Genomic DNA, 13,450 nt, shown 5'->3' on the forward strand with positions numbered 1-13,450 from the left:
TACAGTTCTTATCGTTTTATTCTTCATCAAAAACTCGCCCTATAAGTAGTCGGCTGTAACTTCAGGTGTTGCTCCACCGCCCCCGCTAACCGATAAATCCTCGCCTGCCGGTTAAAATCAAACACTCGATACAAACTGTATTGATCGGCGTATTCGCGGGCGTAGGCCAGCTCGTTATCAGTGATAAAAAACGGCTGATGCTTGCCACTGTTGGTGGTCTTCACCTCGATGAAATGTGGTGTATCGATAGGCTTGTTATCCCGCCATACGAACGAGCGCACATCATAACCTAAACCGTCGCCTTTCTCTTTACTGCTCCACAACACTTCTTCCGCTAAATCATCCCTACCCGCTTGCCGAAGGCGGTGCTGCTCGAGAGCCACCACAAACTGCTCCCCCGCGTTGCCCAGCGAGCGGTTGCGTGCTTCACGCGCTGCATAGTCTGTGCGATAGGCAAGAAATTTGCGCGGGCGGGCTGGCGCTGGCGGCGGTGGCTCTGGCAAATCAGGGTCTAACACCTTATCCCAGTCGAGCTGTTGCTCTGCGATCGCTTGTTCTGGGGCTTGTATCGCGGTATCGATAACGCCTGCCAAATCTTGCCATTGCGCCGGGCATGCCAAGCGTGCCTGTACAGCCTGCTTCAATTGTGCTTGGTAGTTATAGGCGGGCTTATAGCCTGTTAAGTAAAACGGCTGGCCCAAGTCGATCATAATCGCCGAGATGTTTTGGTGCTTAAACTCCACCGCGCCTTTACTGCGGTTGTTCAGCTTTTGTTGTAGCTGACGGTTATGGGCGGCCTTGTTTAACGGCTGTCCTGCCAGCTGTTTAAAGAGCATGGCAAAGTAATCGTCTACCGCCGCCTCACACTCCAGCCAGTTCCAACCCTGCCCGACGTCGAGTAAGGCCTGGCGCTGCTGGTCGCCTATCACCACATTTTGATGCAACGCCGCGGTGAGTAGTTGGCGTGCTGTGCTGTTAGCCAGTAACTCAAACAGCACATCGTCGACACGGGCGTAAAGAATATATTGATCGATGGTGCCGGGACCGGTGACCCTCTTTAAGTTTTCATAAGCGGCACGCTGGCCGGGCCTTGGCTGGTGATGCCAAAAGCTTTCCCGCTTTAAGTGAAAGAACGGCAGGTAGGGGTTATCGTGATCGCGTGCGCCACGCAGGGGGGCGAAGTGCTTGCTAAAGGCGGTAGTCAGCGCATCGTTGTAGTAGATCTCGTTTTCAACAATCGTGCCGTTATCAATCAGCTCCATCACCGCCAATAGCATCGCCACCTTATGCGGGCTGGCCTGCCCCGTCGAACGATTGAGGTTCAGGTCAGCAAAACGCCGCTCATAATCCAGCAAACTCATTGCACCCCGCCCTCGCCTGTCGGCCCCATCACCACATACCGCCAAACCACCCCGTCGCGCCCATACTTATCGTCGCTGCTCAGCAACACGCCCTCACCAAACTGGGCGGTATCTACCGGGTAGAAGCGGCGCTCGGTTTCATCGGCTTGGTTGCGCCAGCTAATCACCAGGTTGCCGGTGGGGGCCAGCAGTTGCTGCAGTCGGCTGAGTGCTTGGGTTTGTTCCGCCGGCGGCAGGTGCATCCAGACGGCGCTGGCGAGAATCAGGTCGTAACCGCTCTCTTGCCCAGCCTGGCTGCTCAGCTGCGGCAGCGTATCGTCACACCAATCGATGGCGAGGCCGGCGGCGAGTGGCTCGGCTTCGCGCAGTGCCGCCACCGGCTCAATCGCCTGCACCTGCCAGCCCAAACTCGCCAACCAGGCGGCGTCGCGACCGCTGCCCGCGCCAACATCTAGCGCGCGCCCCGGTTGAACCGGTAGGTAACGCAACCAGCTGGCATGCACCCGCTCCGGCGCTTGCTCGTTGTACTGACGGCTCAGCCTCGCCGCATGGCGACGATAGAAATCAAGACTCATCGCTCAATGAGCGGGCAAAGCGGAACCATCACGCGCCTCCTGTCTCGGCTCACACCTTGTGAACGCTATACTGTATAGGGCCAACACATTAACAAATTCGCCCTAGCACAACCAGAGTTTCTCATGCGCTTAAGCGCTTTATTTTCAGACAATTAACCGATATAAACACAGCCCTTGTGGCACTAGCGCAACACCAAAACGATCGGTCTAATTGACGGTAAAAAGTCACTATCAGGCGACTCCGGCTATCGCCCCATCAACCGCATTATCAACGGGCGAATAGCACAATAGATAACGGTATAATATACGTGTAATTGATTTACCGCCCAAAAAAATGCCCGCCGCCGCTGTTAAGCGACGACGGGCATCAATAGGAGTAAGGAGAGAGTTAGCTATTACTTGCCTCAGGCAACCTTACGGGCTTTGCGGCGCGAGACAAAACCAAGGCCGGCAATGGCTGAACCGAATAACCAAACGGCGCCGGGGAGCGGCACAGACGAGACTTCATCTGCAGGGCCTGGGAAGTATTCATAGTAGTGGTCGTCATCATGAATAAGAGTGTAGAGTGAATAGCTTGTCGTTGTGACCCCTGAATTCATTCCTGTTCTAACGTCATAGGTTTCTAATGTGATATCGATCAGATCGTATAGGCCAAAGTCGACACTCTCTCTATAGTTAAAAGTAAGGTCCAGCTTTACGCCGTCAATGCTCGGCCCACTTAATTCGCTACATGCATCCAACCACTCCGGGTCTGACTGACAGCCATAGCCACCGGCAAAACTTGCCACATCATTACCATCATTCAGCACTTCCCCTGAGCGATAGGTATAAACAAACGTATCATTATCATCGTCGACTACGGCCTCAGTGTACTCCGCGAAAGGCTCGAAGGTGTAACCACTACCGGCCTCATAACGATGATGAATCGTTGTGGTGAAACCTGCGATCTGGTACGTCTCCTGGATATGAAGCGGCACTACATGGGTTAACTCAAAACTATCGATCCCCCCAGCCACCAAAAAGTCGCCCTCCTCATTGATCGTCATATCGAGCTCACCATAGACAAACCGCTCACCAACCAGCTCTCCGGTTCCTTGCGCAGCCTCTACGCTATCAACCTGCATTATAAAAGGCAGGGTAAACGCCTGAGCATTCGCCGCCAAGCCGAGCAATGACACTAACAGTAGTTTTTTCATCGTATATTCCTTTATTTTTATCTTATTTGTAATATCACCATGCACATCTAACCATCACACTATATTTACAACGCAAGTACTAAGCCAACTGATAGAAAGCGCTCAATTCGGCTTATTAACTCTGGTATTTTTTAGCAGAAAACCACTAGCCTGTAAGCTTTATCGGCGTCGACAAAGGCGGATTAAAAAACTCAATATTCATCACTACAATTAACGAAAGAGAATATTGAGCGGATACCACCAAGAAATAAAGCGCTAAGAATTACGCTCAGGAGGCAATACGGTTTCTTCGGCGTGCAAGTATGCCGAAGCCTGCCAGAGCCGAGCTAAACAGCCACACTGCACCGGGGACCGGCACCTGCGATACAGGCAGGTTTTCACACATCTGCGACCAATTTATATCACAATCAACCACAATCCCCTGTGAAGAAGGCTCGGATGGCGAAGGCGATGTTGTGGGCTCTAGCTCGTCAGCAATATCAGATATGGGTTGCGCTGACCCCCAGGCGACGAACGCTCCTGTACCGTAAAAAAAGCTTAACTTCTCTGAATAAGCGCCTCCTGTTGTAATATCAGTAAACACTAAAAAGTCCAATATTGTTGGTTCACTCTCCACCCAATGAACTAAAAGCACCAGTCCATAGGCGTCAATAGCCGTTCCTGAAACCCCCTCACAGCCCTCCACGGCCGCAGAACTTGACTGACAGTTATAACCTCCATCAAACGACGACATCTCACCACTATCAGCCCCGCCAGTAAAAGCAAGATAAGCAAAGCCGTCTAACTCCCCCTCATCTCTATCCTCGATATCAAAAGAGGTCGTGTTAAACGTATAGCGACTACCCTGTTCGTAGGTATGAGCAATATGGACCTGCTCATCACCCTGGAACGATTCTTCAACTGTCAACGCTTCAACATAAGTCATACTAAAGCTATTAATGCCAAAAAGTTCTCCCTCCCCTATATCCGTATCAATATCCAGTTCGGCAAAAATAGCCCCTTCATTCGCACTTATTGCCTCTCCTCCCTGGGTGATTACATCCAGCACCTGCATATCAAAAGTGATGATCTCTGCTTGAGCACTCGCCGCCAGAGAAATCATTGTCGCCATCAGTAGTTTTTTCATCGTATATTCCTTTATTTTTATAATCTATTCCATACAGACTCGCGATTTTGACTACTACGCCTGCTTTATAACGCAATTATTACGCCAACGGCACTCATTACACTGAGTAGTTAAATTGCCCGTCTTTGGCACAGGAAAAAGGACAATACTCTGTAAGTAATATCGGCAGTATAAATGCGATATTTGACTTTATTAAAAAGACAAACTACCGATTCAACAATGCGCTTCCCTGCACGCCCCCGCCTAACAACGAGTTATTCCATTACCCCCTAAACCCCCCTCAGATTAAGGGGCGCAGAATCGAGCGCCTCGCATACGCTTATGCCTTTCCGTTCACCCACGTTAAGAATCAAGGACGATTCATGGAACTTAATCAGGATAACTATACCTATCTGGCTTTAAATCATTGCGACATACAGCTCTCGCCCGCCGAGGTGCTGCAGCTGAATGCGCTGCCAATGATTCCCTTTAAACACTCCTTACATAACGACAACAATTTTGGTTATCAGATTTTTTTGTCGGGGTATTCGAACTCTGTTTTTGAAAGAGAGATGTCATCTGACTATGCAAACAACCTTGAAACAAGTATTGATCGACTAAAATCAGAACCCAGACCGAGCAACAGCCACACCCTTAAGGGCAGTACCGACACCTACAGTATAAACAGCAGTTACTACCGCATTGACTATCGTATCTATAGCGGTCAAATCACCATATTTAATATCCAACTCTCAAAGCGGTACCAAAATGAAAGAGACCGTCAGGAGAAAAACGGCCTCTACAGCGTCACAAAGAATCTTTCTGGCAATTGGCAGGTCGCGCGAAAAACCGATCAGGTGAAAACGGCATACGCCGCCGTCAATGGCCAATCAAACAACCTCGCCAAAGCCACCTGGCTGATGGGCAGCCACCTGGAGTTTGAGTTTGGTGATACCGTGCAGGAGTATTCACTGTTTCATAACCCCAGCGTCGGCGGCCCCGGCGATACTTGGGAGTCACTGCAGGATAAACTCGGCTTCACCACACCGGTGACCCAGGCCTTTGCTAAGGTCCTCGCCAACACACAACAAAACGGCCACAGCACCGATTGGCTAGTGCACAGCCAGGGCGCCATCATCTTCTCCGAGGCGGTGCGCTATCTGCTCAACGGCAATAGCAGCTCTGCCATCACCAGCCTCCAATTTAACGGCCTACGTCATCCGGAGCGGGGCAGCTTACTCGATAAACAGCGTGTCGCCCTGCACGGTAACGCCAACAACAACCTGCGCAGTGGCTTGCTGTTTAAACGTGCCGGGGTAGATGTCATCGCTATCCGCGCCCACGATTACGACCTGGTAAGCAATATCGTCGGTAAGAATACAGTCAATCCACGAAAGCTGTTAGGCTCTATCGTGTATGCTAACCATGTCTTTAACGGCTCTATCGCACAGAGCCCGCACACCACCACGCAGAGCATGGCTAGCTGGCAATTCAACATGGCTCACGGACCGGGCCGAGGGCGTAACCCCCTGCAGCAAGCCTTACATAACGGCCGCCAAGCCATCGACAACACCAAGGATACGGTGAAAGCCTTAACAAACTATCTGTCATGAACCCCTTACTTCACACATTACTGGTCATTGTTATGCTCTCTTTTATTCGTCAGGCCCTCGGCATGGGCAGCACCGCCCCTGCCCCACTCACCGCCCCACGTTATGTTGACCTTGGCGGCAACCAATTTCAGTTCGCGCTGCCGGAGGATTTCAGCCGCGATATGCCCGCAGAACCCCTGGTTACCCAGTTAAATGTTGACGATGCCAGCCGCTTTACGCCACCCAATCACGGCCTATTATTGCAACGCTGGTGGGATATCAAACAGCCAGGCTGGTTCGGCAAAAACCTCGGCACGATTATGCTATCGATCAACGTGCTACCAAAACCGCAGAACACAGAACAGCTGCTAGACGATAGCCCGTACGGTCTGCACGACCGGCTCGGCTTTATGCTGATGCTGAATCAAGTCCTCTACGAGCGCTACCCCGACAGCCGTATTTTTAAAGACGGTGAGCCCCCCCTGTACTCACCGTCAGCGTTCGTCTTCATGCTCGGCGCGAAGTTACAAAGCGGCTTTCGTAATCAAACCGCTAACCAGCAACAATGGACGCGTTATGATGTTTCCGGCCCGGAGGCTCTCATTATTGCCAATTACGCCATCCCGCTGACGCCAGGTTGTTTTTTAGAGGCATCGTTTCACTACAGCCCAAACCGTCATATTCCCCCGCGACTCTTTGGTGACATCGCCTTCGAGAAGATGCGTCCGGTGATCGAGAGTTTTGCCATCCAATACAAGGCAGATAACCCGATGCAGGCGGTGGTCGGCGGGCAATGGCTGGAGCAAACCCCGGACCAGGTGCTGCAACAGCACGAGACGGTCATCGGGCCGCGCCTGTTCGGCGAGCAGAGTTATCGTGGCATGCTTGAGCACCGAGCGCTGCTGCTAGAGTAATCACGCAGGCGTAATCGGTCTTTGTTCACTAAGCTTGTCAATGCCTCGCTGAGTGCCGACGCCGTCAAAGCGACACAGCAGGATGGTGCGAGGTGTATAATGGAAGGGACTAGCAGGCCGTTTGAGACAGGCGGCAGCGCACGGGGGTATACAACGATGATCAAGACACGCAGAGACACCGTTACCGAGGCCGACTATACCATTGTCGACTATGGCTGGGATGATCGCTTGGCGGGCAAGCGGGAGACAGACAACCCCTACCCGATCAATAACTGGAAGCACTACGATTGGGAAAAGGGTTGGAAGATGGCCGATATCACAGACGAGATCGACCATTATATGCACCCTGCCGCGCAGCCCAAGAAGCCATCACAGTCACCACCGGTGTGATGACTACAGCAGGTGGCCGGGCATATCGCCCGGCCCTAAGTCAGCTGTTTAGAACTTAAAACGAGCTGCCACTTAAAACGAACAAGCTATTTAGAACTTAAAACCAACAGAGAGTGCTAGATTGTCGATATCGTTTTTGACGCTCTGGTGACCAAAGTCGGCCTCCATGCTCGTCATGCTGTACTCGGCAGCCATGAAGAAGCGCTTGGTAAAGTCATACTGTAAGCCGACACCGTAGTACATCCCTACACCGCTATCACTCTCGGTATTGGTGGGGCCAAAGGCATGGATAATATCGATATCGTCGAAGCTAATGCTGGCGTTGATACCGGTCTCCTGCTTCATCGTCCAGTAAGAGGCACCGAGACGACCGTTAATCGATAGACGCTGCGTCAGTGGGTAGCTGCCTTTCACACCGGCATTCAGCGCTCTTGAGCTCAGCTTCTGCTCAACACCAATCTCCTGCTTCATGCCATGCACATCCAGCGCCATTGCACCGTAGCCCTGCTCTACACTGCCGTAATCCATATATGCCGCTTCAATAGCGAAGTAATCATTAAAAGCATAGGTACCGCGAATACCGTAGGAAAGGGCCTTATCGGATAAATCGAAATCCTCGGTTGCATCGACGGGTGGTCTATCCATGCTAACGCTCTGATCAGATGTACCCATCAATAGCTCAGCAGAGAAACCGCTGTCCGCCAGCGCAAGTGTAGGCAATGTAGTTGATAGCGCGAACAGACCCAAAAAAATCTTTTTCATGAAAACTTCCTCAAAAGCTCTCGTATTAATCCATGTCAATATCGAGAGATCAGCAGGCAACAAAAAATATTGCAGCCTAAGTCAATAAAATAAAGAGCGAAGAAAAACGTCTCAGGCTCTTTGATGGCCGCACGGTAATCGATCATTCGCGACTACACCAGCAATAAAAAGTTTCATAAACAAAACGTAACAAAGTCTATTTTGTGAAAAAATCTTTTATTAAAAAATCGAGTTCCAAAAGTAAAACAGCAAAGAAAAAACAAGCTTTACAAGATTAAACAACCGTCATCTTGGCTGTAACAGAGCCAGTTTGTGCACTCTAGCGTTGCTAACGTCCTCTTGCCAAAAACCTCACCCAAAAGTGTTAGGTGAATACATTGATTCACCAGCAGGCCAGCAGTGGCGGGGGCTCTAGACCTCAGGCAATAACGGCTGACATCAACAAGCCAGTGTGCCCCATCGTTTCATGACGGCGACAAACGTTTGCCCAGCACGATTATCCGTCACTTTTCGCCCGCACTAGCCGTCCAAAAACGCACTAACAAGGCGAAAAAATCCCTGCTTAGCTAGCGAAAAAAAATATTGATCCATGTAAAAAAATAACGCCCCTCGATTATCCCGAGCAAACGCAAAAAACAGCACCGCCACTTTTGTATCGAATATTTTAAAAACTCAACAAACATATAGGTATAAAAACGCATTCAGACTTTAGTGGCTATCGAGGATAATGCGCGACGCAAAAAAATGACGTAATACGCTGGCCACAACAGACGCTCAGAGTCATTGCTCACGACATCGCTAGACTGTCAGACGGGAACTAAACGCAGCACTTGCACACTAAGAGACAACAGCGATTATCGGTGCTCTCGCCCCCGCTCATGACAGCCTTTACTGCGTTCTCTGCAGCTGGTCTTTACAAGCGGTCTTTACGGCCGGCCTTTGCAAGCGGTCTTTACAACAAGCTTTAACAACCAGTCCTTTACGACAATAGGTAGATAATGAAAAGTAGCGGCACGTTTAATCTGCAACGCGTATTCAAGGCAGGCACTTACTCACTACAAGGTATCAAGGCTTGCTTCCAGCATGAGGCGGCGTTTCGCCAAGAAACGCTGCTTTGTGTCATTCTGATCCCGCTAGCGCTGTATATCGGCAAGGGACCGATGGATTATCTGCTAACCATCGGCAGCCTGCTGTTTGTGTTGCTGATCGAGATTCTTAACTCGGCGATCGAAGCCGTCGTCGACCGCATTGGCGACGAAGTACACGAGCTGTCTGGTCGCGCCAAAGACATGGGCTCTGCCGCCGTCACCATTGCTATCATCCTCGCTGCCCTCTGCTGGTGGGAAGTGATCAGCGCACACCTCTTCCCCGGCGGCTTCTAGCCAGCACAGCAGGTCATCGCTTGTGGCGATGGCCAACTCAACGATCATTGTCTCACCCAATCACTTATCCATGACAATATAAGCTGTTCGCCGTTTCGTGACGGCGGTAGAATGCTGCCTATCAGTAGCGATCTTGAGACAGACGATCCCCCATGGCAAAAAAATTCTATGTTATCTGGGCCGGCCACCAAACCGGCATCTTTACCGATTGGCCCACCTGCAAACGCAACGTCGACAAGTTCCCCAACGCCCGCTACAAGTCGTTTAAGACCTTAGCCGAGGCCGAGGCTGCCTTCGCCGGCAAGCCCAGCAGCGCCAGCCCATCGTCCAACGCCCGCAGCAGCACGCGAAACAGCGCTGGCAGCAGCCGAAAGCCCGGCACCAAAAGCGCTAAAAAAGGCCCTAAGACCTACACCGCAGCTGAGGTTGACGCACTGGAAGCCGACTACAAGCTATTCACCGATGGCGGCTGCAACCCCAACCCAGGCAAAGCGGGCTCCGGCATCGCCATCTACCACCACAACGCCCTCAGCGAGCTATGGTTTGGCCTGTATAACCCCCGAGGCACCAATAACACCGCGGAGCTCAACGCCTTGCACCAGGCATTGCTGATCGCCCGCGACAAACTCGCCGAGGGACGCAGCGTGGTCGTTCTCTGCGACTCTCAATACGCCATTCAGTGCCTCACCCAATGGGCGGCGGGCTGGCAAAAACGTGGCTGGAAAAAGGCCGGCGGAGAAATCAAAAACCTCGATATCATCCAACCTATGTTTACCCTGTACCAATCACTGCAAGAGCAACTACCGCTATTGCATGTCAACGGTCACGTTGGTGTCGAAGGCAATGAACTGGCCGACCGCATGACGATGGTCGCCATCGAAGCGAAAGAAAGCAATTTCATCCGTTACCAAGGGGATCTCGACATCCCGACCTTGCTGGCGATGCAAGCCGGCTAGTCTCCGCAATATCGACGTCATGGCCAGTTACGACTGACGCCATGGCGGCATGCTATCTCTCCCTGCTCTCAGCTTACGCAAAAACGTTTTTACAAAGCCCGTACAGAAGTCGCCTTTAAAAGACCCTCCTTTTAAAAACGTCCTTTAAAAACGCCCTTAACAGCTGTCTTAAAAATAGAACATTAAAAAACCCTCTTTTTTATGACGTGACCAGAAATAAAAACCATCACCCACAGTAGCCAACGCAACTCATTTAAGCTGTTTTGTTCTTGAAATATTCCTTTGATAATGTCTTCATAGAGCTAAAATCAATGCGTCATTTTTCAATGATTCTGCTGAGATTTAATCGTCAAGGAAGCACGAACTCAGGACAGACTATTGCTAAAAACAAAATTATATACGCCCAGGGCGTCCCTGCATGCTGTCGAGCGGCCCCAACTCAACAAACAACTCGCCGCAGCCGCCCATAACTCGGTCAGTATTGTCTGCGCCCCCGCGGGGTACGGCAAGACCACTGCCGTCGCCAGCTGGCTAAGAGCGCGTGAGGAGGCCACTGCCTGGCTCTCCCTCGATGCCTACGACGATGAACCCTATCGCTTCTGGCATTATCTCTGTGCAGCACTGCAAACCATCGACAACAGTCTTGCGCAAAAGGCCACCAGTCTACTCGACAGCTACCAGCAAGTGACCAAAAGCTTCGATGCAGACGAAGTACTCACACTGCTGATCAACGATCTCGTCGATTATCTAGAGGCCGACAACACCCCTGAGCATATCTATTTTGCACTCGATGACTACCATCATATTCGCAATGAAAGCATTCATCGCTCGATGGCCTTCCTACTGAAATATATCCCGCACGGCATGCACATCATTCTGTGCACTCGCCAGCAGCCCAAAATAGAGCTACTACAGATGCGCGGTGCTGGCCGACTGGTCGAAATCGGCCCCAACGAACTGAGCTTTAACTTGCTCGAGAGTGAACAACTACTCAACAGCCACTATCAGCTCGCCCTGGCAGACAGCGGTATTGACGAACTGTTACGTCGTACTGAGGGCTGGCCTGCCGGCTTATCGCTCGCCGCCATCTCACTACAAAGCAGCAATAACCCCTCCGTCGATGCCATCACCAATTTCTCCGGCTCCTATCAAGTCTTATCCGATTACCTGATGAGTGAAGTATTTGAGTGCCAGAGTGAGGAGGTACAGCAATTTTTATTACTGGGCTCGGCACTACCTCGGCTCTGCAGCTCACTGTGCGACTGCGCTTTTGGCATCGATTACAGCGCCATAATGATTGAGCAACTCGTTAGGAATAACTTGTTTATCGTGCCGCTGGGTGAGAGCCATAATTGGTTCCGCTATCACGACCTATTACGCGAGTTTCTCTTGCAGCGCCTACAACGGCAACGCCCTGCAGACTACCTACCAATGCTACGCCGTGCCGCACAATGGTTCGAGCAACACGACTACCCCGATGAAGCTGTCACCCTGCTGATCAAAGCAGAGGATTGGTCACAGGCCATCGCAATGATCATCCGTCTCTCGACTGCCTTGGTCAAACGTGGTGCCCGCCACCTATTAAACGATTGGTGCAACCGACTACCCAAAGACCTCGTTGATGACAACCCAAAACTGTTATTGTTACAGATGAAAGGTCTGCCCGAGTCAGAGCAACTGCTCCATTCACCACGCCTACTACAACGCGCCCAACAGCTCATCGACAGTTCCTCACCAAAGGAAACAACGAACGACAACCCCAGAGATAACGACGCGCTACGTGCTGAGATTTTTCTCAACGGCGCCATCTTAGCGCGCTTCACCCTCAAGATGGATCAAATGCAGGAGCTACTCGAGCGTGCCGAGCCACTGATCCCCACCGAGAATATAACACTACGGGGGCAGTTTCTCAGAGAAAACGCCATCAACCACTACATGCGCGGCGACCTGAATAAAGCGGTACCACTCATAGAAGAATCTATTGCCTTTGGCCGGCGCCACGATGCGATCGATAATGTCATTATCTCGCTGTGCTACCTGATTACTACCGAGGTCATCCGTGGCGACTTTACCAACGCCCAAGCCCATCGAGATAGCGTCCGTCGCTGGATGCACCAGCACAACCATATTAGCCACCCCCTGGCTAACAGCTATGACCGTTGCGCCATCGAGTTATTGCGTGAGCAGCACCAGTTAGAAGAGGCTGGCGTGCTCAGCAAAGCACAGCAAGCCGAGAATTACTCGGCACACATCATGCCTCATTCGGTACAGCAGCATTCCCTTAACTACCTTTACTGCCGGACGCTACTGTCGATGCACGCCTACGCTGAAGCTGAGACGATGGTGAGCGCCATGGAGGCCTCACCATGGATTCTGTGGTCCTACGGTGGCGCCTCTGTCGCCGCCACCCGTGCGCGCTTGGCACACATGCGCGGTCACTATGATGATGCCTGGCACTGGGCGGAACAGCAGCAGCAGCGGCTGCTCGCCAGCGAGAAGTTTGCCGATGAAGAAGATCAACTTATACTCGCGCGTATCTATCGCCACCGAGGGCTGCATCAGCCCTGCCTCGATCTCTGTGAAGGTATCGCGCAGCGCGCAACACCCAATGGCCGCATAGGTCGAGCAGTCTGCAGTAACATCATTAGCGCCTTGGTACTCGCGGATCAGGGCAATACTGATAGCGCCATGCAACACTTTGCCGGCGCTCTACACCGTGCTCGCGCCCACGGCTTCGTCAGCTTGTTCCTCGATGAAGGAGAGGCGTGTATTCACTTGCTGCGTCGCGCTATTGAAAACGGTATTGAGAGCGGTTATTGCGAACGTATCCTACAGCAGCGACAAAGCTACAACCCCACCACGACACCGGTACCAAAACTACTGTCTATTGCTGTCGATGCCGAGCAGAATGTCGCTGCGGAGCTGAGTTTACTGAGTCGGCGTGAACGAGAAATTCTCACCTTTCTGCAACAGGGCTACAGCAACAAGCTGATCTCGGAGACACTGTTCATTAGCCTCAGTACGGTAAAAACCCACCTCAGTAATATCTACCGTAAACTCGAGGTCAAGTCTCGCACCCAGGCACTGCGTAAGATATCGGCCGCGCCGCTGGTTCAGGTGGTGTGACGCTCACCACTAGATCACACGACCATCTGCTTGGAACAGCACCACAACAGCCCATTGTCTGTTACTATCGCCGCCATCACAGTTTGCATAT

General features: G+C 51.7%; 11 protein-coding genes. 6 read left to right on the forward strand and 5 right to left on the reverse strand.

The features are described from left to right. Positions 1-26: 26 nt before the first annotated feature. The 4 genes from EDC56_RS13995 to EDC56_RS14010 all read right to left on the reverse strand — a co-directional run bounded on the left by EDC56_RS13995 (position 27) and on the right by EDC56_RS14010 (position 4,258). Positions 27-1,361 (reverse strand): protein NO VEIN domain-containing protein, encoded by a 1,335-nt coding sequence (locus EDC56_RS13995; protein ID WP_123713189.1) that lies wholly within the window; start codon positions 1,359-1,361, stop codon positions 27-29. After that, entirely contained in the window at positions 1,358-1,936 is a 579-nt protein-coding gene (locus EDC56_RS14000; protein WP_123713190.1) for a class I SAM-dependent methyltransferase, read from the reverse strand. The genes EDC56_RS13995 and EDC56_RS14000 overlap by 4 nt, the downstream gene beginning before the upstream one ends. Before the next feature lie 404 nt (positions 1,937-2,340). Continuing rightward, entirely contained in the window at positions 2,341-3,132 is a 792-nt protein-coding gene (locus EDC56_RS14005) for a VPLPA-CTERM sorting domain-containing protein (RefSeq protein WP_123713191.1), read from the reverse strand. A 268-nt stretch (positions 3,133-3,400) separates the two neighbouring features. Beyond that, positions 3,401-4,258 (reverse strand): VPLPA-CTERM sorting domain-containing protein, encoded by an 858-nt coding sequence (locus EDC56_RS14010; RefSeq protein ID WP_123713192.1) that lies wholly within the window; start codon positions 4,256-4,258, stop codon positions 3,401-3,403. Positions 4,259-4,620: 362 nt separating this feature from the next. On the opposite strand from EDC56_RS14010, the gene EDC56_RS14015 reads away from it, so the two are divergent. From EDC56_RS14015 to EDC56_RS14025, 3 genes are read left to right on the forward strand one after another with little or no spacing between them, the layout of a single operon-like run. Further along, entirely contained in the window at positions 4,621-5,850 is a 1,230-nt protein-coding gene (locus EDC56_RS14015; protein WP_123713193.1) for a hypothetical protein, read from the forward strand. 32 nt (positions 5,851-5,882) lie between these two features. Further along, a complete protein-coding gene (locus tag EDC56_RS14020) occupies positions 5,883-6,743 on the forward strand; it encodes a hypothetical protein (protein WP_211333706.1) in 861 nt (286 codons plus the stop codon). A 21-nt stretch (positions 6,744-6,764) separates the two neighbouring features. Further along, a complete protein-coding gene (locus EDC56_RS14025) occupies positions 6,765-7,133 on the forward strand; it encodes a hypothetical protein (protein ID WP_123713195.1) in 369 nt (122 codons plus the stop codon). A 90-nt stretch (positions 7,134-7,223) separates the two neighbouring features. Here the strand turns inward: EDC56_RS14025 and EDC56_RS14030 are convergent, their stop codons facing one another. Beyond that, complete coding sequence (locus EDC56_RS14030) at positions 7,224-7,895, reverse strand: outer membrane beta-barrel protein (RefSeq protein ID WP_123713196.1); 672 nt, start codon at positions 7,893-7,895, stop codon at positions 7,224-7,226. Positions 7,896-8,893: 998 nt separating this feature from the next. On the opposite strand from EDC56_RS14030, the gene EDC56_RS14035 reads away from it, so the two are divergent. The 3 genes from EDC56_RS14035 to EDC56_RS19885 all read left to right on the forward strand — a co-directional run bounded on the left by EDC56_RS14035 (position 8,894) and on the right by EDC56_RS19885 (position 13,359). Further along, a complete protein-coding gene (locus tag EDC56_RS14035; protein WP_123713197.1) occupies positions 8,894-9,277 on the forward strand; it encodes a diacylglycerol kinase in 384 nt (127 codons plus the stop codon). Positions 9,278-9,429: 152 nt separating this feature from the next. Beyond that, entirely contained in the window at positions 9,430-10,233 is an 804-nt protein-coding gene (locus tag EDC56_RS14040) for a ribonuclease H family protein (protein WP_123713198.1), read from the forward strand. A gap of 378 nt (positions 10,234-10,611) precedes the next feature. Further along, a complete protein-coding gene (locus tag EDC56_RS19885; RefSeq protein WP_123713199.1) occupies positions 10,612-13,359 on the forward strand; it encodes a winged helix-turn-helix domain-containing protein in 2,748 nt (915 codons plus the stop codon). Positions 13,360-13,450 lie beyond the last annotated feature (91 nt).

The organism is Sinobacterium caligoides, from assembly GCF_003752585.1.
In the GTDB taxonomy this organism is placed as follows: Bacteria; Pseudomonadota; Gammaproteobacteria; order Pseudomonadales; family Sinobacteriaceae; genus Sinobacterium; species Sinobacterium caligoides.